Here is a 25,089-nt window from a genome sequence, read left to right on the forward strand (position 1 = left end):
AACATCACTGATTGGCCGATTCATATCGCTTTCTCACTCAATTTCGTCGGTTTCGCTCCAAATAGCATATGCGCCGTAGCCTAAATACTCGCGCACCTCAAGAACCTTACTGCCCCGTATCAGAATTTCCATACCATTTTCGGAGTCCCACGCTGTACCTCCACCCAAGATTGCTCCGAATGTATTATCGTTTCGATCACAAGGATTTCGATAAAGGTCAACTTCCCCTACGGACATAAACTTCAAAATATCCTCTCCATACACTCCCTCTAAGCCGGGAGAATAATCAGCCGTATCGCTAGACATTTTGAGATTTTTCCACGCGCATGCTTTCTTGCATATTTCGTTTATGTTTTCATCCGGCAGCTGATTCAACAGATCTTGTATGTAAATTTCCGCTTCTTCCACACTCATGTCTTCCGTGCTAAAACGATATTCAACTTCACATTCGAACAACGCAAGATACCCAAACCCAGACATGCCGGTTTCCTCTGAAGGATCTTCTATTCCTACGTGTTTTAACTCAAATCTATCGCTCACGCTATCTTCCTCCCGAATAATCCGTTTATTCTTGATTTATAATTCAATTGCTATATTCTTCATTCTCGACTGCACGGCAAAAAACCTTTTGCCACTGACGCTTCGCATGTACCGGGACACTCCATGGTCCCCCAGGCTAGGCACTGGCTGAAGGAAGTTGACTTTTATCCACAACCATACTACGATATGTAGTATGAGGTGGAATAGGAATGAAGATTAAAAAAATGAATATCGATGGTGAAGGCCTGAATCGATTTTTTGGACCACTGGAGTCTCGAATTATGGATATTCTCTGGTCTTCGGAAGCGCTTAGTATCAAGGAAGTCCAGTCGATCCTGAATCAGGAGAGTCCGATCTCGATCAATACGGTGATGACCGTCATGAATCGTCTTCTGGATAAAGGCCTGCTGACAAAGACGATGACGGGAACCGGCCGGACACGGGCAGCCAAGTTCAGTCCGCTGCAGTCAAGGGAGCAATTTCTCACCGAACAGACAAAGGAAGTGTCGCAGGGACTCATTCAAGAGTATGGGAGCTTGGTCGTGAACCATATGATCGATGCGCTGGATGATGTCGATCCCGAGGTGATCGCAAAGCTGGAGCGTAAATTAAACGATATCAGACACGGGAAAAAGCAATGAATCCCACCACACGGCTAAGATGTACCTATGCACTGATGATCGTATTCGTTTCTGTTGTTATCGTACATATGGGAATATTCATTACCTACCAGGTCCGAAGCGGAATATTTCAAGGTCCCGTTCTGAATTACGCCTTAATCGACATTGTCATTGTATATACAATTGTTCAGCTCATTTGGCGAAGTACCCGGCAATTGGTTTTATCGCATAAATGGTTAAAGCACTTCCGTGCCAACAGGCACGATAAATTATCCAAGCGCCTGAATTACAAGTACCGCGGCTGGGGAACGGAAATCATCGTTGTACAGGACAATGCCTTTGTGGCTCTGACAATTAGTCTTCTGCGACCGAAAATTGTCGTGTCCACTACGGTTTTAGAGATGTTTAATGACAAGGAAGTAAAGGCAATTTTACTGCATGAACGATATCACTGTCGCAATCATGATGGTTTAAAATCGTTCTTTTCGACCCTGCTGGCAGACGCCTTTGGTTATTTACCAATCGTTAAACCGATTCTTCGGTACTATCAGACGTGGCAAGAGCTGTTTGCTGACCGATTCGCCATCCGAAAGATGGGCACGGAGCTGTATTTAGGCAGTGTCTTATTAAAATTAGCCCAACTTGGTAAGCTTCGGCGTTATGAGGCTGCCGTTCATTTTACGGATACGACATTGCAATACCGGGTCATGCAGGTTCTTGAGCCTGACAGAGGGGTGAATGTTCCGCTAGCCCTGCTGAAGCCTTTTCTGAGATCCTGCTCCATTTTGCTACTCTTTATGTTGACCGGGGATTCGTAATCCCTTTTTTTGAATTATTATACTACATCATGTAGTTTGATCACACCGAGCATAAACAGAATATTTTATCCGGGAATCTATGAGGGGGGTATGAACATATGCACAATGAACTCATTCGTATCGGACCTGTGACCATTTATGGATATGGATTGATGATCGCAATCGGAATCCTTACCGCTTACAAGATCGTTGTTAATAGAACCGCACCTAGGCAACTGGAACTTTCTCATGTTTCCTCTCTAACTTTCTGGAGCTTATTAGGCGGATTGATCGGAGCTAAGCTTTTGTTTTGGATAACCCAAATAAATAATATCATCCATGATCCTTCATTGGTTCTGAATTTTTCGGAAGGATTTGTGGTATACGGTGGAATTATCGGGGGAATTGGGGTTGGTTATGTCTATAGTAAGAAGAAAAAGATAAACTTTCTAAAATATCTTGACCTTTTTGTACCCTCCCTTGCATTAGCGCAAGGCTTTGGAAGAATTGGCTGCCTTCTCGCCGGCTGCTGTTATGGTGAAGAAACGGATGGTTGGTTTGGAATTACGTTTCACGAATCCGAGCTTGCCCCGAATGATGTCAAACTCATTCCTACACAAATATTAGAGAGCTTACTCAGCTTTTCCATTTTTTTTATATTAATCTACATTGCAAGAAGAAAAAGGCCTAACGGCCTAATAGCAGGTCTATATCTCATTTTTTATAGTTCAGGGAGATTTATTATCGAATTTTTCAGAGGCGATATCATCCGAGGACAGTTCGGTGCCCTCGCTACTTCGCAGTGGATCGCACTAGCTGTTATTTTGGTCACTTGCATCGTATTCTTGACTAAGGCTCCCAAAAAAGATCACGATATAAGATACGGACAATCTTGAGCCCTTCACTATATCGTGTTTTCTTCCCTAGAGTAAAAGCGTTAGATACATGGCGGGGCTCAGCCTTAAAAAATGAAAAAACTGAGCCCCGATAGTATATCCTGTCTTCTTGTAGAAACTGATCTTGATCTCTAATATCACGTAATCTTAATCCAATATCTTTTAATTACGTTTCCATCTTCCTCTATGTAATCTGTATCCGGCCTCCCACCGTTCTTGATAATAGTTCTTTCCGATCCCACATTACCGGCATCACAGACAACTAATACATCGTTTATCCCCAGTTTCTTAGCTTCAATCAAGGACAATTCCAATAGTTTAGTCGCATAGCCTTTCAATCTTTCCAACGGGCGGATTCCATAGCCAATATGCCCGCCAGCATTATATAAATGTTCGGTTAATTGATGTCTAATATTAGCCGCACCTAATACTCTATGATGATGATCGACCAACCAAAAGGTTGAATCGGAGACCCAGCCTTCCTTTACACCAATACCCTTCTCTTGATTAGAGAGTTCCTTCAACATTCCCTGAAAATCACTTGGATCCTTGCTTATGACCCAGGGGATCATATTCTCACCGGATTCTTTCCATTCTTGATAAAATGATAAATATTCTTCTTCAAGCTCTAGCTGAGGCTTAACTAATCTTACATGGTTCATATGTTGAACGTCCTTTCTTGGCATTTTATGTCCTTCAAACGGGAACATAGTACAAAATAGGCTGCCCCTAAAGGCAGCCTATTCTAGTTACTGTGTTTACTTGCTGGCGGAGAGAAGGAACTTCTCAAGTGCCCCTGTATCGGTAATACTGTGATTACATGCTTGGCTATCCAAACATACGTATTGGCCAATGAAAGAAAGATTATCTGGTGAAGCGACGGCTGGCTTGGTCTTGACCGAGAACAAGGCAAGCTCTTGATGCCGGTTGCAGAACAGACAGTACCCTTTCTTGTTGGTTGGGGTGATTCTCCCCTCGATCCCGATGAATCTTCCTTCGAACGGATATACGATAAATAACTTGTTAGTGGCAATGTCCACCCAGCCTAAATACGTTACATATCGAAAATCGATCGATTGCAGATCCGGAACTTTCAGTTTCTTATTTTTAGGAAATAGCTTCTGAATCTGTTTCAGCGTAATCGTCGGATAAGGCTCCAGATAGGGTTCTAATGCGTTAAGATATTTCTGGAAATCCTCGGCCCTCTCGATGGTTGATATTTCGCTCAGCATCCGCTTCTGATCCTCTGTCAAAGACGGAAATGCTTCCATAGCGTTCGTTACGGCACGATATCTAACCGTTTCCAAAACCTTTCGATCCGCGACCGTGCGCAATGTTTTCAGAAGGAACTCCGATTGTTTTTTAATCACATTAAACTGGTGGTTTCTAATAAATGGTGTACTCATAGCTTTCAGCCCCTTATTTTTATTAAAAATGAAGGTGCAAAGCCTGTTATTAGAAACGATAAAGTTAAGGTTGGGCGATCGAATTCATCTATCGCACCCCACGCAAAGTATCGCCCCAGATCAGGCTTTGCATGAGGACTTCCTAGCTAATGAGCAATTCGGTATTGCCATCAGTATAACCCCCAATCACATATCATACGCAAAATTATAACAGCAAGTGCCAGATGGCGCAATTTATTCCGTTGGAATGAAACACCGTCTTTCTCAAACTTCAAATCTATTTAATGGTGTCATACAAGTCTGCTTCAATATCATCCACTTTCCCTTGTCCCCATTCATCCGAAATCTCCAGATGCCAGGATCTCAGCAATCGTTCATGGTTATTTTCTCGTATCCAGTGATGGAGCTTTTCATATGTATCTCTAATTTCATAATTAGGCCCCTGATGTCGTTGGACTGCATATTTTTGTTTTGGAATGACTAAAGAAACCATCTCTTCAGGAACCTTTTTGATTTCATTTACCTCAACACATACCCAATAACCATCTTCTTCTTCTGATACTTCCTCAACGAAGAATGCACCGACAAGTCTTGCCGGTGTTACAACGTCATGAATCTCATGCAATCTTTCTTTAAGTTTAACAGAAGCCTTGGGGATCTCATTGACATACTGGTCACCTGAACATACCACTCTTATTCCGACTAACTTCAATTCATGGAGCTCGACTACTTTCATAGGGCTCACTCTCTTTCGTTGAATTGATTACCTTCACGCTTCGTCTTTCTAGAACTCATACCGGCTGTTTTACTCACAGAGCATGTTTTGCATTGGTTCTTTGCAATGCTGGTATCCATTCTTTTTGTAAAAATTAACCCCTCCATCACTGGGCCATACTATAATAAATTCATATTTGTTCTCTTTTGCCCATTCGTTGATTTTTGATATTAATTTACTTCCTATTCCTTTACCTCGATAATCAGGTTTCGTATATACATTCGTCATATATGCAAATGGATGTGTGATTCTTCCTGGTCTCGGTACCTTGTGAATGAGTTCAATATATATGTTGGACACGACCATTCCGTCTTCTTCAGCAACCCATATTTCCCAAATATCACTTTGAAAAGCACCTAATAAAAATTCATAACACTCCTCGTAAAAGTCACTATAGATTTCATTTTGTAATTTTCCATCTAGATCGTCCTCAAGTGTAAAATCCCATCTCATTTGAATGAGTTGATCCATATCTTCCTTAGTCGCAATTCTCATTATCATTGAAACACCCCAGAATTCATTAAAATCACTTCGCCTTTCAAATAACTCCACACACTATCTGATGTTACTTCTTTGTACTGAATTCTTGAATGTATTTCTTTGAATCTTCCATGTATCTCTCCGTGTAATTATTCTTGGAAAATTCACTGATTACTTTTCTCCAAAAAGATATGGCAGAAATATTACTCTCCATCTGAGCTACTTTCCAATTTGCATTGAATAACCCAAATGCCTGCTTAGCTGCAGTGCGACCGATCCCGTTTCTTCTATATTTCTTCAAAATCATAAAATCATAAATTACATGCGTTGGGTCTGGATCCGTGTCTAAGTTTTCAAAAAGCACAACCAAGAATCCTACAATTGCTCCTGACGATACTATGAAATACGGGTTCCATCTAGGGTCATCTTCCCAATAGAAATCAATGTTCACCCCGTATGTTCCATCATCATTTAAATCCTCATTAGTATATCGACTAAAATCATAATGATAAAATTGATACATGTTTGATAATCTTTCTTTCTCTTGAACTGTAACAGGAATAAGTTCGATTTCCATAACGTCTCCTTTTTTATCATCCTACTATTTCTGGAAGTTTCATAGATTCGGCCTAAAGATCCGGTTTACCTGGTTTCCAACCACCTTCCAATCTATGTAACAACATATAATTGGGGTTTGCTTCCCAAGCTTCAAAGGGCACAAAACATGCTGCATTCATCGCATCTAATAATCTAGATCTTTGCTGCGGTCTCGTTATGTATTCCTCGATATTAGATTGATCAATTTTTATGTATCTAGCTTCGAGTATCTCATCTTCTTGTATTTTAATTTCTCCACTTATGTATTGAGCTCTAAAACATATAGACAAAACTTGTTTTGTTGTATTCATATAAACACCGGTTATACCAATTGGCTTAATAACGATGCCCGTCTCCTCAAGAAACTCTCTGCAAATTGCTTTATCAAGGGGTTCCCCTAATTCAACATTGCCACCTGGCATTTCCCATGTATCTGAACGCCAATGTGTTCTAAGCAACAATACCTCACCACGATCATTAGTGACTAGAGCTGAAACCGAAATACATTGTTTAGGTACCTGGTATTCCAAACTACTCACTTCCTCTAATTTAACTTTAGACCCTTTCATCAACTGAGATGTTTCTCTAAAATGCCATTAGGATAAACCATAATAGGATATTTGGTAGTCAAAATCAAGGGACATTCCAACTTTCTCTGCAAGTCGAATAGACCCTGTATTATCCGGAGTACAGTCCCAGTAAGGATGAATTCCTTGTTGTAGGCATTCCTGAACAAATGCTCGAGCTACTGCAGCGCCATAATTTCTTCTTTTATGCTGTTCAAGAGTTTCGATATCAATTGCATGCGTTTTATCCACAACAAATGCTGAAAAACATAAACTCACCACATTGTTATTATCCTCAACAAAGTATCCGAATCCTTGCTCTAAGAAAGAGTCTGTAGAATCCCAAAACCGTAATATTTTGCTTTCTAAAAACGAATGGTTTTCCAATCGCCTTGACTTCAATAACTCACAACTTATCCGTTGAATATTCACCTCTTGATCTTGAAATTCAATAGATTGAGGATTCCCTCTTAATGTAAACACATGTTGAGTATCGCTCGAAATGTTACGCTGCTGAAAAATGTTTTGTATCGTTTTATCCCAAGGATCAGGATCTAAGCCAATCTCGACCCAATTAATATTTTGCTTCTGTAGTTTGGGTTCTATATGCTTTCTCATGTATTCTTCTAATCCTGTTAAAAAAGATATACTCTGCGGATCTCCAACAATCTGAAAACCTTTTTGTCCTTCAATCCAAATGAATGCTGCTGTGGGTTCTGTTGAATGATCTACATAGACCCCACCCGGGTTATTTCCGCTAACCACAGCCCTAACCTCGATATTCTTACACTTATCCGTAATGTGTCTTATTTTATAAAACTCTGATTTATTCAGTTCTGTTATCATTGTTACATCCCCGATTCTATGATTTATTGATTATACTGAATTAAGGAGCATATAAGTTTCTTGTATTACGAACCGGAGAGGAATCTTGATCCATATCGTCAATTCCGTTTTCTTTTTATTACAAATGCTTTATCTGCCCTTTCAAATCCGATCCTCTCATAAAATCCTGCGGCTTTCGGTGCTGAAGTGAGGACATATTGAATTTCGTCTTCTCCTAATTTGTCCCTCAATACTCTTATTAGTTCTTTGCCAATTCCTAATCCCTGATAGTCCATATCCACTGCAATATCTGAAATATAGCAGCAATATGAATAATCTGTAATTGCCCTTAAAAATCCCACCAGTTTACTTCCTTCTCTTACCGTTATAATCTCATCTGCATTATCTATCATCCTATGAATTCGATCTGAATCGCCTACCGGTCTCCTGATCCCTGATCGAATAAATACTTCTTCAACCTCGCTGACAATACAGTTATCATTAATTTTATATTCCAAATTCACAGTCAAACCCTCGTTTATTTTATTTTTCACTTACTAACCATGTCTTGGCCTCCATAACGCTTAGCAAATTCTTGATCCAATAATTCAGCTTCTTCTATTGTAGTTAGTCTCTTTATGTTTATGATGTCCCTCATGTTTAATCTCCTTGTTCGATATAAATGTTAAATATCCAATGCGTAAATACTATGTTATCTGATGTCATTAACTTCTAGATTCCATTTGAAATAACGTATGCACAAAACGCCCCATCCTAAATAGCTTTTATCTTAGGTTGAGGCGTTTATTGTTTGAGCTGCTTGAATACTTTCTACTTAATAGACCACTTACTCCTCTGCAGACTGATTTAATGACTGGGCCGCAAAATGGTAAAACGCCATGGCATCCTCCCCGGTGGCAAAACCGGCCTGTGCCATCTTGTCGCTGCCCCCGCCTTTACCGCTATAATCAGCCAGATACTGCTTGAAGAACGCACCGCAGGCGAGTCCGCTCTTTCCTCCTTGAGCGAGGACTAGCTTATTGTCCGCGTTGGACACGAAGAGCACGATAAGTTCAGCTTCTTCGGTAAGCTTGGCCGCCAGGTTCTGCATATCCTTCAGCGGCTTGTCCGCAAAAACGTGTTTGATCAGCCTGCCTTGACGGTCTGCCAACAGCTTTCCCGCCAGGTAAGCATCATTCTCAGCCTTCACGGCGTTCAATTCAGCCTGGAGCTGCTTCTGTTCTTGATCCCATTTTGCAATCCGATCTAGAATCTCTTCCTTTCCGGTATTAAACCTAGCCGATAGGCTGCCGAGAATCTCCATTCCGGCATTAAATTCATTCAACGCTCGATATCCGCATTTAAAATAGATGCGCATATGCCCCTTCTGCTTCTCGGCTCTCAGCAATTTAATCATTCCGATCTCACCCGTTGCGGAGACATGTGTACCTCCACAAGCGTTATATTCGATACCTTCAATTTCAACGATCCGGATATCGCCGGTTACCTTTGGCTGCTTCACAAGCGGCAGGGCAGCAGCCTGCTCCCGGCTCACAAAATAATTCGTTACTTTTCGATTAAGGTAAATCTGATCGTTAATTTCCAATTCCAGCATCATCAGTTGGGCCTGAGACAGGTCAGATCGGGCGATATCAATCGTAGTGTAATCTTGACCCAGGTGAAAACTGAGTGTTTCCGCCTGGCATACTTCCAGACATATGGCAGACAAGAGATGCTGGCCGCTATGATGCTGCATATGGTCGAATCTTCTATTCCAATCCAAACGACAGCTAACCTCTTCCTTCTCAGGCAAACGCTCGACTCTATGCAGAATTTCTCCTTCTTCCTGAACAACATCAAGAACGGGAATCTTATCGATCCACCCTAGGTCACAGGGCTGCCCTCCACCGTGCGGATAAAAGGCCGTTTCCTCCATTACTAGATAGGTCCCGTCCTCCCGCTCCAGTCTGCGTGTGATTCGTGTCTCCCACTCCCGAATATAAGCGGATTCGTAATATAGCTTCTTCGTCATCTTCATGTCCCCACAGTTCTCAGGTTAATTTATTTCAGTACTACTTAATAATAGAACAACAAAAAACATATACAAAGATAATAAAGTCTCCAACAGATGGAACTTCATCTGCTATATATCCCGAGATAATCATATTTAAGGAACTAGATAGTCTTCTCGAAAATATATAGGTCACCTTCTTCTCTGACTTTGGTGAATCCACACTTTGTATAGAAGTTATGATTTTTGACACTCCACCTAGGAGTATCAAGCCACCATTTTACGCTATCCGGAAAACTTCCTTCAATTTCTTTCATTACTTTTTTACCGATTCCTTGATTCTGATAGTTTGGATCAATAAAAATCCGCCCTAGATTATGTACTTGATTGGTTTCTATAAATATCATTGCGCCCCCAATGATTTCTCCATTATAGAGCACTTTAAAATATTCACAACTATGCATCATCTCTTCTTGCCAACTTACGGAATCGTATCCTAGTGGGCCACAGATTTCATTATTATTAAAATGCTTCAATTCATCATCAAAGCTGGCCTTTTGTATTTCAGCAAGTTTTGGTGCATCACTTTTTATTGCTCGTTCTAGTATCAACATGAGATACAACTCCATTATGTGATTTATTTGTCCTTCACAGGTTTTCTCCTAGTAGCTCACGTGGATATTAACGAAACAACCCAGCCTTAGACATTTCTTATCTTAGGCTGAGTAATGAAACCAGATTGTAAAACATCAAAATATTCTTTCAAAATAGAATCAAACTCAGCATCCTCGGAGACCTTCTCTATATTTCCAAAGAATCATTTCTTCCGTTTCCATCATGATTTTATCATACTAAGAGTCGAGCATTCTCATTGTGTTTCGTGTATTCTTTATACTAAATTCCCTACTGTGAATCACATTCATCATCTTATCTACGATATCGCCATCTTCAGATACTTATTTAGTTCATTCAGCCATCTCTCTTCTTTTTTCCATACCTGCAGGAACCATGACATATAACGTAATCCCATATATCGTGAAGCTACATTAAAATGTCTCGTAAAAATATCCTTTGATAAGTTCAGCCCCCGCGAATTTACCAATTGCCTATAATTTTCCGCTTGGGAAGCTTCTCTAAATCTAAGTGAAATATCTAAGTACAAAGACCCATATCTCGCTTCTTCCCAATCAATAAAATATACTTCTTTATTGTTATAAATTAATGTATTTCCAGGATGTAAATCATTATGTATGAGGGTAAGGGAACTTTGGTCTAAAAGCACTTCCTTGATGTCTTTAACAATATATTTTGCTGATTGTTCAACTTCAGAAATATATTGACCAAATGTACTTATAAAATCTGCATCCAGCTTTGCCTCATCCCAACTTGGTCTCCACTTTTCGTTTAATGCATATTCAATATGATTGGGGTCTGCAAAAGGGAGCCAACTCAATTTATCCGACTTTTGATAATTAACCGCATGAATATGAGATAATGCCAATAGTTCATTTGATTGAAGCAAATGATAATTCAAATGACTGTAATCTGTCTTATAGTCAACATCTTGCATGCAAAGATACACTCTATTACTACTTATTAAATCAGGTGTGTAACTAAAAGGTACATTTGCTGATTGTTCGAAAAGATGTGAAAGCACTCGCCTTTCAATCAGAGTTGCTTGCTTTGAAATAAGATTAATAGTTCTTTCATCATTAGTATCTCTCAATCGTATTTCATGTCTCTTTAGTGCAACGGCTGATAAACCGTAGGCTAACTCAAGATCATTAATACTTAAAATTTCAGCGGTTGGCGATATGTATCGTTCAATGGTACTCTGAATTGTTTGTCTGAGATCAATATTCATTTCTCCTCCTTGAAACTCGTTACAGTGATTGCATATAACGCTTTTATATCTACGAGTCCATAGTACGATGCCCTCCAATCATATTGAATTTATTAATTTCGGTTACTTCATTTAAGAAACCTTTAATCTCGATATGAGGATCTTCTAAGTCAATATTATGATTTCCTTCATACATTTCCTTAGGAGCAAATACGGTGAGAAGTAATTCTTCTCCTGGATTAATATTGAGTTTATTATTTCTAGCTTCAATCTTAAAATCATTGCCTCTAAAACCGTTTTCAACTTTTATGGGAAAACTTAAATATACAATATTCTGTACTATAATATGACTGGATTTGTTATGTAATTTTAATGTGAACACTTTTCCATTTGCTTCTTCTGTTTGTTCTATTAATTCTAATTTAATATTGTCAATGTCGTCTGTAGTAACTTCTCTCTTATTACTACAACTTACGCTAATTAGTAAGCACAAGATGACGAAAATAATGAATACTGGTTTTCTATCCACTTCCTGAATCCCTCCCAAATGTATAGTAATCTGGTTACTGTCGAAATTATTTCACTTTGTAAAAATACGGCCCACACATGTCTTCATGGGTATTCACATACGTCCAAGTAAAGTTTTTATCAAAAATATATATATCTTGTTGAGAATCAAAATCCTCCGCGACTATGGCATTTGCGTTACTGTATAGAAATACATCGGGGGAGTCTTGGTACATTACATATAATTCATCTTTACTTTCTGTATTAAAAGCATTTCTTGCTTCATGTTTTTTCAAACAATCTTGTATTTCATAACTAAAAATATGCCACTTATATTGACTGTAATAAATGCTTTCTTTTACATCTTCACTAATGTTTAGTGTAAATGTCTTATCCCATCTATTAATAATTTCTGTTGCTCCATCAAATACATCTGAGATGTTTACGGCTTTTTCAATTAATTTTTCCCTGTATAAATAGTTTTCTTGAAATATTTTTATTGACCAATATATTTTTTGCAATTCTCTTTCTGGTAAGCTATCTAAAATCAATTGAATCTCTTTTCTGATCAAGTTCTCTCCCCCTAAATAAGTGTAATCCTTTATTATACTTATGGGCCCTCTTCTCGACTTGCTAACAAAAGGCTCTTTCCTAGCATCGGTTCAACTTGTTCTATCCATTTATGCTCTTTATCCGCTAACAGGGTTTTCCATCCAAGTTCGATAACAGGCTTTAGGTTCTTTTCCTGATCATCAATATAAACAACCGTTTGGCCTAGTTCAAATTGTTTCCCGACATGTTGATAAATTCGGATATCAGGTTTTCTTAACCTTACTTGATTTGAAATCGTTATGCTCCTTGTATAAGGTTCTACTCTTTCTAAAATTGGTTCCAACCATTCCTTACAATGATTACTTAATATATGAATATCTGCGATTTCACTCCATTCAGCCAAGTAATTTAATCCTGGCAGCGGTTCCAGTGATTGCATCAACAACGCTCTGGCCCGCTCTTTGTTGATCTGCTTCATTCGCAGGCTCATCCATTCCCAAAACTCATCTTCTTTAATCTTTCCAGTCCATATATCCTTTCGAATCTCATCAAATTGTTCTCGAATGTCTTGGAATGAGATTTCGGAATCCTCAGATAATTGCAGCCAAACCGCAGTTGAAAAATTACTAATTAATACACCAGCTAAATCTAATACCAGTTGTGGCTTTGCAGTCATCGAATCATCTCCTAAAATCTTATACACAAGCTTTACCTAGGGGTTAAGCGAAGTGGAAGGCATCATTGAAGTACTAAGAATCGTCACTATTCTTTATGTCAATTGAAATATGTTTTCTTAAATCAGTAATGTATGCGTATGCATCATTGATCTCAGTAATTCCTTCAACAACATTGTCCATTAATTCTTCAATAAAAAATTCAAGCTCACTCTCACGTAAATCTATATCCTTCAAATAATTCTCATTATAATCCTTGATAAAATCTGACTTGATAATCCTTGATAAAATCTGACTTGCTCTTATAAAGTTTAAAACGTTCTATAACATAAAGTTCCTTAAGGGTGATGAATAAAGCTAGAAAATCTTTAAGGTTTCTTGCAACCAAGTTTACTGCTTTTTCAAAAAACATGCGTTGTATAAAAATAATCGTGGCCTCTTCTAAATCTTTAATAGATTGATTAAACGTATAAAAAGCGAAGTGGTCTCCACCTACCCCAGTTTTGCCAAAAATCACAGCGTCCTCTGGTGTGCATTCATATCTGTCATTATCATTATTAAAGGTAATATAAAAACCTATATAATCATTGACAGTGTGCTCAGGTAGTTAATGAAATTTCTTGTCCAATTGAACAAACTTTTCTAATGTTTCTGGTATTTTGTAATTTAACGGTATCTAAGGTTCCCCTGCTATTTAATATCTGTTATATCGAATAACCTTCTTGCATACACGGACTACTTATTTTAGAAATTATTCATTGATCTTATTTAATTCTTGATTTAGCCTATCTATTTTGTCTTCTATTCTTCTCAAGCTTTCTTTTGTATTTTTTGTGTGTAAAATTAATCTATTCACAAATCGAAATAATCCTACCAAGAACAATATAACTAATAATATAATGAATATTTGAGATAACGCTGCCATCCAAAAAAAATCCAAGTTATTAGCCCCCTTAATAAACTAAAAACTAAATTACGGACCATTGTCCCTTAAATCGATTGTTAACATTAATATTTTCAGGTGTTTCACATAAGATTCAGATAACCTTTCTTCCATCATTATACATATGACAATTAAGCGGTGGTAGTCCAATAGTTTGAATACTGTGTTATCTGATTTCATTCCTTCCACTAACCAACTATCGTTTCTCGCTAGTTCAATCATTCAATAAATATACACTCTAACATCTTCTTTCATCTAAATTATCTACAAAAAGGATTTTCACTACAATGTGGAGTTGACAGATGAAGAAGTAAAAAAGCCCTACTGCGTGTCTTCAAACTTACGCATTGTCCGTAAAGCCAGTCTCCGTAATGCCTCTTAGTTCAATTTTGAACGGGATATAAAATTCTTGTTAATATTCATATGGTTAACAACCGATAATTACCTCAAGGAAATATTCACCATTTCGTTTATAAGGGATGTGTTTAAATGCCTCAAATTACAAGCGTATCAAGCAGATCACAGTCTACGTCGCCTGTAAAGTCCAGAACAAATATTATGTCTCCTATTGACCGGGAGATTGAGCAGCTAATCAATCAAAAAGGAATTATTAATGAAAAAATCGCGAGTATTAAATCAGACGAAAAGCTGGACTCTAAACAAAAAGATGAAAGAATTAAACTTTTAACCACGGATATGCAATTACTTGAATCTCAAATTATGCAGAAGAGAATGGAGAAGACTGAAGAGAATAAGAATAACAATAGTGCTTCTTCTCAAAAGGAGAATTTGAGTAATAAAATCGAAATGGATACAAGTAAGCAAGATGTGTCAGGCATATCAATGGAAAAGTTTTTACAAGCTAGTAATCTACATGACCAATTGACCAAAATGGCAAGTGTACGTAGATCACTGAAAGTGGAAACTGACACTCTTAGGCATGAAGTAAGAAAGGGAAGAGCTCTTCTTGGAGGTGAGAATGAGCCCGGCGACCCAGGCAAATCGGAAATGAGAAAGAATCTAGAATTGACAGTTAATAAATCGAAAACCGATGAAGCGCTAAACATCGAGATGAAAATTACTGAATTGGATCGTAAAATGAGTGAAAAGATCGAAGCCACTAAAGAAGAGATTCAAAGCGATAACAAGAAGATCGTCACCAGAGAGGTTGATCATAAGGAAGATGTATCCGTATCTGCACAAACTGTAAATGCTGCTGATACGCTAAGGCAGAATCAGGATGCCGCCGATAAGAATAAGCATAATAACCTTGAAACACAACGGAATATTGGTATTGACATTCGCGTTTAGAAGAGAACTATACTTCAAAATATACATATATTTATCATAAGATAGAACCCGTCGGGTCAAGGATTGACTTGAAAATGAATAGCACCGTATGAACAGTTATTGACTGTTTGTAACGGTGCTATAGTTATATGCTCATGATCCTGTCGGTCCCGTGTTTTTTTCCAGTGCACGCTCATTATTCAGATCTACATTGACTTATAAATTCAAAAATCTCATCAACAGCTTGATGATACCCACCTGATTGCAGAAAGGATTCCCTAATATTGGCGGCGGCTTTCTTGAAAGATGAGAGACTTAACACACGATCTGCTGCTTCACGCAATTGATTTGCAGTCAAGCTTTGCATTTGTAATGTTATGCCTGCTCCGATATGGGCGACTTGCTCCGCAATGATTGGCTGATCTGCGCTTTGTGGGATTACAATGAGCGGAACCCCATAATAAAGACCTTCATGGGTACTGTTCATTCCACCATGTGTAATAAATAATTTAGCATGTTGCAGTACATCGGTTTGTGGAACGTAATTCTTTACGATGAAGTTTGTAGGAATTTCACCTAAATCAGAAATTTGGACTTTACTTCCAATTGACATGACAATCGTATGATCGGTGTTCCCAAATGCCTCAATACAAAGCTTATAAAAATCCATTGCATGATTAAACACGGTACCCAGTGATATGTAAATGGGGTTTTTTCCCTGGATTGCAGTAAAGTCGAAGTTTTCTTGGGTTAATCGTGAAGAGATGGATGGACCTACAAATTTATACGTTTGGTCGAATGCTTTTTCTTCAGGTTGAAACTCCCTTGTTGTATAAACAATCGTCAGCGGCGCAGGATTGCAAATCACTTCATAAGGCGAATCGATCTCCACATTATATTTTTCCTGCACCATTGCCGTCAGGCTTTGGAATTTATCGTTTATGGGTTTCGCGATGTCTGTAGGGACATTTACAAAAAATGGTTCCAGCATTTTATCGAACGATTCTTTTGTCTGCGCAAAAGTAGTACAAGAGCTGATTGCAGGAAGCTTAAGAATTTGAGCAAGTAAACGACCGCAACCAAACATGGAATCATGAATGATATAATCAAAATGCTCTCCTTTGATCTGTTCAACAACGCTTGGTATGACGATATCAGCCGTAAGTAAAAGACCGTTGACTCTTTCGAGCAAATAATCTCTCCCACCTGAGATAAAGGCTTTAATAAATTTTTGATCGTCAAATGTTCGAACGGTTGCCCCCGCCTTCTCGATACGCTCCCGAAAAGCTTCTATACAAAAGTACACGACCTCTTCTCCACGCGAAATAAGCTCTTGCACAACGCCAATCGTTGGATTGATATGTCCTTCAGATCCGCCATTAATAAATAACACACGCGCCATATCTACCACTCCTTAAAAGGGACTGTCTCCTACCATCGTTCAATCAATGGAATCAAGTTTATCATAGTACAATACTCAAAAATCTCAAAACTTGGATCGCCCATACTTTCCGGTTGAGCAATGTCCTTACAGAGCGGGTCTGCTTCATGGACAGTTCTGCACCCGAAGTACTAAAAATTCAAAATCGTTCTGTATACATGTTTCAAACTAATGCTAACTGGGTAATAGTATTAGACATATTAATGTATTAGGCAGTTATACGGTCCTTCTCGAAGGGGACTCGTTGCCTGCTTACGCATTTTGGATATATCCATTTGGGCCGAGGGAAGCAGTGGCACCATGACATAGCTGCTTGATTCTCGCAGGTATAACTGGGATTCATGTATGAGATCGCATATTTTCCCGAATACGAACAGGGGCATACAGGCTTGGAATACTTCTTCGGATGGATGTAACAAGGGATTGCACAGTTTGGAAAGCTACAATGCATATAAAGGTGGAATTTTGGGTATGTAAGTCAATACCATAACGATGATTTTTAACTTAAATTGTTAGTACCCTCAGGGCTTCCTCTTAGATCTTTCTCCACCCCTTAATCATGCGCTTAATCCTATTCCATTTTGATTTCTTTTAAAGCTAACTTGCTTAGCTTCATTTTCCATTTCTACATAACAAGGCTGAAGCCTTCCCTTATCTCTGGCACCACACTGTTCCTTCAACAATTTTTGGGTCCCGATGGATGATATGCCAAATGCTCCGCATAATATGGATACTGCTTGCAAAGGGGCGATTGAATGATAGTACTGGAGCATGTGAACAAGGTTTACGATAATGGCTTTCACGCGCTGAAAGACATTAATCTGGAATTCAAAAAAGGGGAAATCACCGTCCTCATCGGACCGAGTGGCTGTGGCAAATCGACTACCATGAAGCTGATCAACGCGCTTAATACGCCATCATCGGGCAAAGTTCTGATTGACGGTAAAGATATCTCGAGATTGAATCCGGTTGAACTGCGGCGCAATATCGGCTATGTCATTCAAAGCGTTGGTTTATTTCCGCATATGAATATCTCCAAGAACGCGGGCGTGGTTCCACGTCTGAAAAAGTGGGATAAAGACAAAACAGAACAAAAAGTAAATGAATTGTTGGACATGGTCGGACTGGACCACACCATTTATGGTACGCGCTATCCATCCGAGCTTAGCGGCGGACAACAGCAGCGTGTAGGCGTAGTGCGAGCGCTTGCCGCTGAACCCGATATCATCCTGATGGACGAGCCGTTCTCCGCACTGGATCCGATCAGCCGTGAGCAGCTTCAGGATGAGCTGATCCGGCTTCAGCAGGAACTCAATAAAACCATTATTTTTGTGACGCATGATATGGATGAAGCTATTAAAATCGCGGATACCATCGTTCTGATGAAAGATGGGGAAGTGGTTCAAACGGGTAGACCGGACAGTATTTTACGGCATCCCGCAAACGATTTTGTACGTGACTTTATCGGTTCGAAACGTCTGCAAAATGAAAATGAAAGCGCCTATGAAATTCCGCTTGTTGATGAAGTGATGATTACGAATCCAGTCACGGCATTCCCGAGCCGGGGATTAGCTGAAGCCATCAAGATGATGGAAATGAAGAGGGTCGATTCACTGCTGATCGTGGACCGTAACCGTCAGCTTCAAGGAGCGGTTTCAATCTATCGGGTTCTCGACCAATACGGCGAGGAAGGCAAAACGGTGGCTGACGTTATGCATCCAGTCCGTTTTTCTGTGGCTTCGGGAAGCACGCTTCCACAGGCCATCGAGATCATGGACAGCCATCAGCTCAGTAATCTTCCTGTCATAGACAGTAATAACCGGTTCCTCGGATTAATCACAAGAGGCAGTGTGGTTAAACATTTGGCCGAAGTCTATCCAACGATGGTTCCTCCGGTGCTGAACGGAGAGGGTGAGTGATATGAACGCATTCTGGAGTTTTATCACGGAACGTTATCCGGATATTCTAAATGCATTGCAGGAGCATCTGGTCCTCTCATTCTCTGCCGTGCTTTTGGGGACTGTTGTTGCCGTACCGATCGGAATCCTGTTGGTATACAACCGGATAGGCTGGATCAACAGCATCGTATTTTTCATTACGAACCTGTTTCAGACGGTTCCAAGCCTGGCGCTTCTGGCTATTCTGATTCCGCTGCTCGGCATCGGCATGAAGCCGGCCATACTCGCGCTATTTTTATACTCCCTCATGCCCATCCTGCGGAATACCTATGACGGTTTTCACTCCGTGGATAAAGGGGTGCTCAATTCGGCCAGGGGGATGGGATACAGCACCGCCCAAACGATTTTGAGGATTCAGCTTCCCTTATCGCTTCCTTACATCATGTCCGGTATCCGCATTACGACCGTGTACATCATCAGCTGGGCAACACTGGCTTCCCTGATTGGTGCTGGCGGTTTAGGCCAGCTTATTGTATCTGGACTTGGTGTCAACAAGCCCGAGATGATCTTCATCGGTGGCATTGGTGCCATTCTCCTGGCACTTGTAGCTGACGGTCTGCTTGGGCTGCTTGAGGGCTGGCTAAGCAAACACTACCATCAGACTCACACCCGGGACGCTGCGATATGAGTCACATCAACCGTAGACAGCGAGGCGGACGGAACAAGGAAGGCGTGATGAAACTGAAAAAGCTTAAATGGGCTCCGTTGTTAATCTGCATGATGGCTCTTGCCGCTTTAACCTCCGCATGCGGAATTCAAAGCGAGATTACGATCGGGACTCAAACCTATACCGAAACCAAGATTATAGCTGAAATGTATAAAGCTCTGATTGAAGACCAAACCGATCTGAAGGTGGATATTATCCCGGATCTGGCATCGAGTTCATTGGTCATCAATGCGATGAAAAGAAACGACGTTCAGATGGCAACATTATATACCGGTGAGATTTTCAACAACCATTTTCCGATCAGCGGTACCAAAGACCGCGCCAAAGTCTTGAAGGAAGCTCAAGATGGATTTCAGGAACACTTCGGGTTCACCTGGATGAACCCTTTGGGTTTTGAGAACACCTACGCGTTCACGGTAAGAAAGGATCTGGCCGAAGCCAATGGATATACCAAAATTTCCGATGTCAAAAAAGACATGGATCGTATGAAACTTGGGGTAGATACCACATGGCTGGAGAGAAGCACGGATGGATATCCGGCGTTCTCCAAAGCATATGACATTAAATTCGGTCAGGTGTTCCCCATGGAAATCAGCCTGGTATACAGTGCGGTAGCCAATGAGCAGGTGGATATCGTGTTGGCCTATTCTACGGATTCCCGGCTGAAAGCCTACCAATTGCAGACGCTTCAGGATGACCAGCAATTCTTCCCTCCATATGATGCAAGTCCGGTATTGCGTTCGGACCTTTTAAAGAAGCATCCTGAAATCCAGGATACGATAGCGCCTTTAATCGGTCATTTGGATGCAGATACGATGATATCGCTTAATTATCAGGTGGACATTGAGAAGAAAAGCGAACGAGAGGTGGCAATCGCGTACTTGAAAGAGCAGGGCCTCTTGAAAAGCTAAAGGAGGGTAAGCATGGAAAATGAACATTTAACATTTGCCGACTTTTTGTCGTATATATCACGAAATCAGGGGTTGCTCTGGGAGTATTTCATCCAGCATATTACGATGGTGGTTATCGGTCTGGGACTGGCATTCATCGTCGGAGTACCGCTTGGCATTCTCTGCTCTAAGAGCAAATGGGCTGCCAAGATCATTTTGTTTATCACCAACATCTTGCAGGTGGTACCGAGCTTGGCCATGCTCGTGGTTCTCATGTTATGGATGGGACTCGGAACGAAAACGGTCATGGTGGGACTCTTCCTGTATTCACTGAATCCAATTGCACGTAATACGTACGTTGGATTAAAACAGGTGGATCCGAGCTATCTAGAATCCGGAAAAGGAATCGGGATGAGCCCCTTCCAAATGCTCGTTAAAGTGCGTTTTCCGCTTGCGCTGACTTATATCTTGTCAGGTTTGCGCATTGCCGCCGTCATCGCCATCGGCGTGGTAACGATTGCTCCACTCGTAGGAGGAGGAGGGTTGGGACGGGAAATCTATGCCGGACTCAACAGCAATAACTCCCTTCGGATCTTTGCAGGCGCCATTCCTGCCGCGGTGCTGGCAATCGTTGCGGATCTTGTGCTTGGCATGCTGCAGCGTAAAATGGATCTGGCTAAACGAAAGTCAGCCAGTGCGGCTCCATCGCCTGTGAAAATGCAAAATATCAACTGACGCTTGTAAAGCGTATATTTGACTCAAACGGGGCATCCCAAAAGATCTAAGATCTTGCGGATGCCCCTTTTCTATGAGTTGTTAGCACCAGCGACTTAAGGTGCGTACGCCTATGTGTGATAAGGCGTTAGACGAAGTCACTTTGTTTAACCTACAACTGATTACTTGCTTAGATATTCCATATATATCCTTACGAGTTTACTTAGAATCTCAATACTTTCCTCAACATTTTCGGTCTCTAAAGAATGATTGGCATTAGGAATTTCAATGACCTCTCTAACTTTGTCTATGTTAATTTGATTTGCAAGTTCATTATTAAACACTTCATCCTTTGTTCCATAAACCACAAGTCCGTTAAACTTGTTGATATAGTGAATTGTATCTTTGATTGGTGTCAAAAATAAGTGTTTGATTGGAATTTCAAGTTTCCCATGAACTTCACCAGCAACTATTGTCCCTATGCTCTTACTAATAAAAACAACTTGCTTGTACTTGCCAATGATTCGTTGAACCGATTCGTGGCTATCTTCTATGACTCTTTGCAGTTCATTAACATCCAAATTCGTTCTCGCAGCTTGATATCCATATTCCAGTACCAATAAATCAAAACCACTTTGAAGTGCGGAGGTTCCAGCAAAATGTAGAATTGGTTTATCACAAGGATAGTTTTTTCCGGGAAACAAAACAACCAACTTGCTGTTTTCCTCATAAAGTTGAATATATTTTTGTTTCATTTCAGTTTTCCAATACGAGGGAACACTTAAAACCTCTAATTTCATTGTCTCCCATCCTTCCCTGTTTCAAATGATTTCGTCTAACGTTTGGATACTCGCGAACCCGAGAACCTTAAAGTCCAAACAAATAATAATTCCATTATTGTTTAAATGCCCCCATTTCGCTAGTAAATAATTATTTTCTTCGTTGGCCAGCTTTAGCGTCCTTATTTCAAATGATTTGCACCCCGATGCAATAAATGGGTCAGAATTTAATAAACAAATGTCATCTATTTCCCCTCCTCACACATTCTTATCTATCCCCATTCGCTTCCCCATTTCAACAGATTCTCCTCTTCCGTCCAAACATCTAACACGAGATCGCGTGGAGCATCAAACACGGCTGTTCACAATCTAGCGTCCACTCTTTTTGTTTGTTGCAGTTCATGCACGTCTCCGACTTTAACTTGTTGAAACTATGCGAAGATTTTTTCGCAGCTTGCAGCTTGCGGCTTGCGGCTCGCTGCTTAACCCCAATGATTTGCAATCTCTCCCCACTTATAAGGGCCAATCTTTAATATGGTCGATTCAGTTTTATATTCGCCAGTGCTTGATCTTAATAATGGCAACCCTTTCCTGATTTTATATGATTCCGGAAAAAACAACCATCCTTTATGCTGAATATGTCAAAAGCACATCAAATATGGAGGAGGAACTACGGTTTATGCAGATGAGCAGGAACATCATCAAAAAGCTTATACCTGTTATAACATCTCTGGGACTGGTTGCCACAGCGATGGCCGGCTGCAGTAGTGAGAAGATGCCAAAGGGGCGTACGGAATCCACAGAGTCAACCCAACCTTTGAGCAACTTATCGTATTGGAAACAGATGCATCCCGACGCAGCCGCTATTATGAAAAGCTATGGTGAGATTACCGCTATTCAAGAAATCGAAAATAAAACCGGTGTCAAAATCGATTACCAACACCCGGCCCAAGGCCAAGCTGGCGAACAATTCAACTTGATGATGGCCTCGAAATCGCTGCCCGATGTCGTTGAATATTCGTGGAATAATTATCCGGGAGGCGCTCAAAAAGCGATTAAGGATGGAAAGATCATTCCATTAAATGACTATTTGGACCAAGCGCCTAACTTCAAAAAGCTGCTGGACGAAAACCCAGAATGGAGAAGACAGGCGTCAACGGACGATGGCGATCTTATCGGTTTTCCGTTCATCCGCCCCGTGAGAAAACTGCAAACCCACTCCGGCCCGGTTATACGTAAAGATTGGTTGGACAAGTTGGATTTGCCTATTCCCAGAACCATCGACGAATGGTATACCGTTTTGAAAGCGTTTAAGGAACAAGATCCCAACGGCAACGGAAAGGCGGATGAAATTCCGATCATGATGGGAGCAGGCGAACTTGCCTTTACTGGCGCTTTTGGCATCCCGAACGGCTTCTATCACGAAGGAAATACGGTTAAATATGGCCCCGTTCAACCCGAATATAAGCAATACCTGGAGGCTATGAACCGTTGGTACAATGAAGGCTTGCTGGACAAAGACTTTGCAGCCAATGACAGCAAAATGTACGATGCCAAAATAACCGGCAATCAGGTCGGTGCGGCTGTTATGGCTGTAGGCGGAGGCATGGGCAGGTTTATGGATTTAATGGAGTCCAAGGAACCGCAATTCAAGCTTATTGCCACACCCTATCCGACGTCACAATCTGGCGGTAAACCGATATTCGGTCAAATGGACAATCAGATTGTCGGCATATTCACTGCTATAACTGAAAGCAACAAGCACATCGCTGAAACCGTAAAATTCTTCGATTATTTCTATAGTGAAGAAGGACGAATGATCATGAACTTCGGTAAAGAAGGCACATCCTATACGATGGTTGACGGTTATCCGAAATATATGGATTCCGTCATGAACAATCCGGAAGGATTGCCGCTTGCCCAATCCCTGAAACAGCATGTCTTGTCCGCTGATGCGGGTCCTTTCTTGCAGGATGTACGCTATATGGAGCAATATGCGGCCAGACCGGAGCAGCAAGAGGCTTTGACGGTCTGGGCAGAACCTTCGAATGAAAAAAGAATGCCTCCGATCACCATCGCCCGGGAAAATAATAGCCGATATGCCTCGATCATGAACGATATCGATACGTATAAAAATGAAATGATCGTTAAATTCATTATGGGAGCAGAATCGCTGGATAAGTTCGATGAGTATGTCGCTACCATGAAAAGCATGGGTATCGACGAGGCAATTCAAATGCAGCAATCCGGATTGGAACGCTATAACAACCGATAACATGCCTACTACACTGGAGACGGAAAGCTTGCGGCTTGCCGTTCTCCGGTATTCAAAGAAGGAGTAAACCATGCCTAATGTACAGAGAAACATTGTGAAGACGGCAACGGGGAACCGGGCAGAGAAGAAATGGAGCATGATAAAAAAGGACATAATACGGAACCGCTACATTTATCTTATCCTGCTGCCCGTCGTTGCCTACTACATCGTTTTTCATTACGGACCCATGTATGGTCTGCAAATTGCTTTTAAAGATTACGGACTTGCCGACGGAATTTGGGGAAGTCCATGGATGGGTTTCGATCATTTTGAAAGTTTTTTTGGAAACCACTATTTTTGGAGACTGATTCGGAACACCTTGCTGATCAATATCTATGAATTGCTGTTTGCGTTCCCCGCTTCGATCATACTTGCCTTATTGCTTAATGAGATTCGCAGGAGTTTTTTTAAACGGATCGTCCAGACGATAAGCTATCTCCCGCACTTTATCTCCATCGTCGTTGTGGTCGGGATGATGATCGATTTCTTTGCCCGCGACGGTCTGGTGAATCAACTTCTTGGCATGATCGGACTTGAACCGATTGCCTTCATGCAGGAGCCGGGGTGGTTTCGGTTCATGTACGTCTCTTCCGGCGTCTGGCAGGGAATCGGATGGGGCTCTATTATCTATCTCGCCGCCATAGCCAACATTGATCCGACTCTCTATGATGCGGCCCGGATTGACGGAGCGGGACGATGGAAACAGACCTTGCATATTACCCTGCCCGGGATCATGCCGACCATTGTGATATTGCTCATTCTCAACATGGGATCCATGCTTTCCGTCGGGAGCGAGAAAATTATTTTGATGTACAATCCGATGACCTATGAGACGGCCGATGTCATCTCTACCTATGTATTCAGGAAAGGTATCCTGGGAGCCGATTTCGGTTATACCGCTGCCGTTGGGTTATTCAATTCGGTCATCAGCTTCATTCTGATCGTACTCGCCAATTCCATTAGCAAACGAGTGAGCGAACATAAATTGTGGTAAGGGAGGACCG

30 protein-coding genes are annotated in these 25,089 nt (G+C 40.8%); 10 read left to right on the plus strand and 20 right to left on the minus strand.

Annotated elements, in window-relative coordinates:
- Positions 1-33 precede the first annotated feature (33 nt).
- Positions 34-540, minus strand: coding sequence for a hypothetical protein (locus NYE54_RS23930; RefSeq protein ID WP_339266690.1), 507 nt, complete (start codon positions 538-540; stop codon positions 34-36).
- Positions 541-749: 209 nt separating this feature from the next.
- Here NYE54_RS23930 and NYE54_RS23935 point away from each other — a divergent pair, with 209 nt between their 5' ends.
- From NYE54_RS23935 to NYE54_RS23945, 3 genes are all read left to right on the plus strand, one after another.
- On the plus strand, positions 750-1,181 hold the full coding sequence (locus tag NYE54_RS23935) for a BlaI/MecI/CopY family transcriptional regulator (protein ID WP_076325813.1): 432 nt from the start codon (positions 750-752) through the stop codon (positions 1,179-1,181).
- Positions 1,178-1,978 (plus strand): M56 family metallopeptidase, encoded by an 801-nt coding sequence (locus tag NYE54_RS23940; protein WP_339266693.1) that lies wholly within the window; start codon positions 1,178-1,180, stop codon positions 1,976-1,978. The genes NYE54_RS23935 and NYE54_RS23940 overlap by 4 nt, the downstream gene beginning before the upstream one ends.
- A gap of 98 nt (positions 1,979-2,076) precedes the next feature.
- Positions 2,077-2,853 (plus strand): prolipoprotein diacylglyceryl transferase, encoded by a 777-nt coding sequence (locus NYE54_RS23945; RefSeq protein WP_339266695.1) that lies wholly within the window; start codon positions 2,077-2,079, stop codon positions 2,851-2,853.
- 137 nt (positions 2,854-2,990) lie between these two features.
- Here NYE54_RS23945 and NYE54_RS23950 read toward each other — a convergent pair whose 3' ends face one another.
- The 17 genes from NYE54_RS23950 to NYE54_RS24030 form a co-directional block, all read right to left on the minus strand.
- Positions 2,991-3,515, minus strand: coding sequence for a GNAT family N-acetyltransferase (locus NYE54_RS23950; protein ID WP_339266696.1), 525 nt, complete (start codon positions 3,513-3,515; stop codon positions 2,991-2,993).
- A gap of 96 nt (positions 3,516-3,611) precedes the next feature.
- Entirely contained in the window at positions 3,612-4,259 is a 648-nt protein-coding gene (locus NYE54_RS23955) for a FusB/FusC family EF-G-binding protein (protein WP_339266698.1), read from the minus strand.
- Positions 4,260-4,536: 277 nt separating this feature from the next.
- On the minus strand, positions 4,537-4,995 hold the full coding sequence (locus tag NYE54_RS23960; RefSeq protein ID WP_339266700.1) for a GyrI-like domain-containing protein: 459 nt from the start codon (positions 4,993-4,995) through the stop codon (positions 4,537-4,539).
- A gap of 69 nt (positions 4,996-5,064) precedes the next feature.
- Positions 5,065-5,529, minus strand: coding sequence for a GNAT family N-acetyltransferase (locus NYE54_RS23965; protein ID WP_339266702.1), 465 nt, complete (start codon positions 5,527-5,529; stop codon positions 5,065-5,067).
- 70 nt (positions 5,530-5,599) lie between these two features.
- A complete protein-coding gene (locus NYE54_RS23970; protein WP_339266704.1) occupies positions 5,600-6,091 on the minus strand; it encodes a GNAT family N-acetyltransferase in 492 nt (163 codons plus the stop codon).
- A gap of 52 nt (positions 6,092-6,143) precedes the next feature.
- Complete coding sequence (locus NYE54_RS23975; RefSeq protein WP_256720801.1) at positions 6,144-6,641, minus strand: NUDIX domain-containing protein; 498 nt, start codon at positions 6,639-6,641, stop codon at positions 6,144-6,146.
- Positions 6,642-6,707: 66 nt separating this feature from the next.
- Entirely contained in the window at positions 6,708-7,523 is an 816-nt protein-coding gene (locus NYE54_RS23980; protein WP_339266706.1) for a GNAT family N-acetyltransferase, read from the minus strand.
- A 98-nt stretch (positions 7,524-7,621) separates the two neighbouring features.
- Positions 7,622-8,026 carry a GNAT family N-acetyltransferase gene (locus NYE54_RS23985; RefSeq protein ID WP_076325863.1) on the minus strand — a complete coding sequence of 135 codons (405 nt, stop codon included), beginning with the start codon at positions 8,024-8,026 and terminating at the stop codon, positions 7,622-7,624.
- A gap of 323 nt (positions 8,027-8,349) precedes the next feature.
- Complete coding sequence (locus NYE54_RS23990; RefSeq protein ID WP_339266707.1) at positions 8,350-9,534, minus strand: alanyl-tRNA editing protein; 1,185 nt, start codon at positions 9,532-9,534, stop codon at positions 8,350-8,352.
- A gap of 143 nt (positions 9,535-9,677) precedes the next feature.
- Positions 9,678-10,127, minus strand: a complete 450-nt coding sequence (locus NYE54_RS23995; protein ID WP_339266709.1) for a GNAT family N-acetyltransferase — start codon at positions 10,125-10,127, stop codon at positions 9,678-9,680.
- A gap of 317 nt (positions 10,128-10,444) precedes the next feature.
- Positions 10,445-11,377 (minus strand): aminoglycoside phosphotransferase family protein, encoded by a 933-nt coding sequence (locus tag NYE54_RS24000; protein ID WP_339266710.1) that lies wholly within the window; start codon positions 11,375-11,377, stop codon positions 10,445-10,447.
- 49 nt (positions 11,378-11,426) lie between these two features.
- Positions 11,427-11,885, minus strand: coding sequence for a hypothetical protein (locus tag NYE54_RS24005; RefSeq protein WP_339266712.1), 459 nt, complete (start codon positions 11,883-11,885; stop codon positions 11,427-11,429).
- 46 nt (positions 11,886-11,931) lie between these two features.
- Positions 11,932-12,435 (minus strand): DUF4275 family protein, encoded by a 504-nt coding sequence (locus tag NYE54_RS24010; RefSeq protein WP_339266714.1) that lies wholly within the window; start codon positions 12,433-12,435, stop codon positions 11,932-11,934.
- 38 nt (positions 12,436-12,473) lie between these two features.
- The gene (locus NYE54_RS24015) at positions 12,474-13,091 is read right to left on the minus strand and encodes a haloacid dehalogenase (protein ID WP_339266716.1); all 618 of its coding nucleotides are present in this window, start codon (positions 13,089-13,091) and stop codon (positions 12,474-12,476) included.
- Between the two features lie 73 nt (positions 13,092-13,164).
- Positions 13,165-13,326, minus strand: a complete 162-nt coding sequence (locus NYE54_RS24020; protein ID WP_339266718.1) for a hypothetical protein — start codon at positions 13,324-13,326, stop codon at positions 13,165-13,167.
- Positions 13,327-13,336: 10 nt separating this feature from the next.
- Positions 13,337-13,606, minus strand: a complete 270-nt coding sequence (locus NYE54_RS24025; RefSeq protein WP_339266720.1) for a hypothetical protein — start codon at positions 13,604-13,606, stop codon at positions 13,337-13,339.
- A 234-nt stretch (positions 13,607-13,840) separates the two neighbouring features.
- A complete protein-coding gene (locus NYE54_RS24030; RefSeq protein ID WP_339266722.1) occupies positions 13,841-14,029 on the minus strand; it encodes a DUF4083 family protein in 189 nt (62 codons plus the stop codon).
- Positions 14,030-14,521: 492 nt separating this feature from the next.
- Between NYE54_RS24030 and NYE54_RS24035 the strand changes: the two genes are divergently transcribed.
- Entirely contained in the window at positions 14,522-15,343 is an 822-nt protein-coding gene (locus NYE54_RS24035) for a hypothetical protein (RefSeq protein WP_339266723.1), read from the plus strand.
- A gap of 175 nt (positions 15,344-15,518) precedes the next feature.
- Here the strand turns inward: NYE54_RS24035 and NYE54_RS24040 are convergent, their stop codons facing one another.
- The gene (locus NYE54_RS24040) at positions 15,519-16,724 is read right to left on the minus strand and encodes a macrolide family glycosyltransferase (RefSeq protein WP_339266724.1); all 1,206 of its coding nucleotides are present in this window, start codon (positions 16,722-16,724) and stop codon (positions 15,519-15,521) included.
- Between the two features lie 794 nt (positions 16,725-17,518).
- Between NYE54_RS24040 and NYE54_RS24045 the strand changes: the two genes are divergently transcribed.
- From NYE54_RS24045 to NYE54_RS24060, 4 genes are read left to right on the plus strand one after another with little or no spacing between them, the layout of a single operon-like run.
- On the plus strand, positions 17,519-18,682 hold the full coding sequence (locus NYE54_RS24045) for a betaine/proline/choline family ABC transporter ATP-binding protein (protein ID WP_339266725.1): 1,164 nt from the start codon (positions 17,519-17,521) through the stop codon (positions 18,680-18,682).
- A 1-nt stretch (position 18,683) separates the two neighbouring features.
- Entirely contained in the window at positions 18,684-19,349 is a 666-nt protein-coding gene (locus NYE54_RS24050) for an ABC transporter permease (RefSeq protein ID WP_339266726.1), read from the plus strand.
- Positions 19,346-20,299, plus strand: coding sequence for a glycine betaine ABC transporter substrate-binding protein (locus tag NYE54_RS24055; RefSeq protein ID WP_339266728.1), 954 nt, complete (start codon positions 19,346-19,348; stop codon positions 20,297-20,299). Before NYE54_RS24050 ends, NYE54_RS24055 begins: the two co-directional genes overlap by 4 nt.
- A gap of 12 nt (positions 20,300-20,311) precedes the next feature.
- Positions 20,312-21,013: an ABC transporter permease gene (locus NYE54_RS24060; RefSeq protein ID WP_339266730.1), complete on the plus strand. Its 702-nt coding sequence runs from the start codon at positions 20,312-20,314 to the stop codon at positions 21,011-21,013.
- Positions 21,014-21,174: 161 nt separating this feature from the next.
- On the opposite strand, the gene NYE54_RS24065 is transcribed toward NYE54_RS24060, so the two are convergent.
- Positions 21,175-21,792, minus strand: coding sequence for an alpha/beta hydrolase (locus NYE54_RS24065; RefSeq protein ID WP_339266732.1), 618 nt, complete (start codon positions 21,790-21,792; stop codon positions 21,175-21,177).
- A 658-nt stretch (positions 21,793-22,450) separates the two neighbouring features.
- On the opposite strand from NYE54_RS24065, the gene NYE54_RS24070 reads away from it, so the two are divergent.
- Positions 22,451-24,046: an extracellular solute-binding protein gene (locus tag NYE54_RS24070; protein WP_339266734.1), complete on the plus strand. Its 1,596-nt coding sequence runs from the start codon at positions 22,451-22,453 to the stop codon at positions 24,044-24,046.
- Positions 24,047-24,116: 70 nt separating this feature from the next.
- Positions 24,117-25,079 carry an ABC transporter permease subunit gene (locus NYE54_RS24075; protein WP_339266736.1) on the plus strand — a complete coding sequence of 321 codons (963 nt, stop codon included), beginning with the start codon at positions 24,117-24,119 and terminating at the stop codon, positions 25,077-25,079.
- Positions 25,080-25,089: the final 10 nt, after the last annotated feature.

Source organism: Paenibacillus sp. FSL K6-1330 (assembly GCF_037976825.1).
Taxonomy (GTDB): domain Bacteria; phylum Bacillota; class Bacilli; order Paenibacillales; family Paenibacillaceae; genus Paenibacillus_AQ.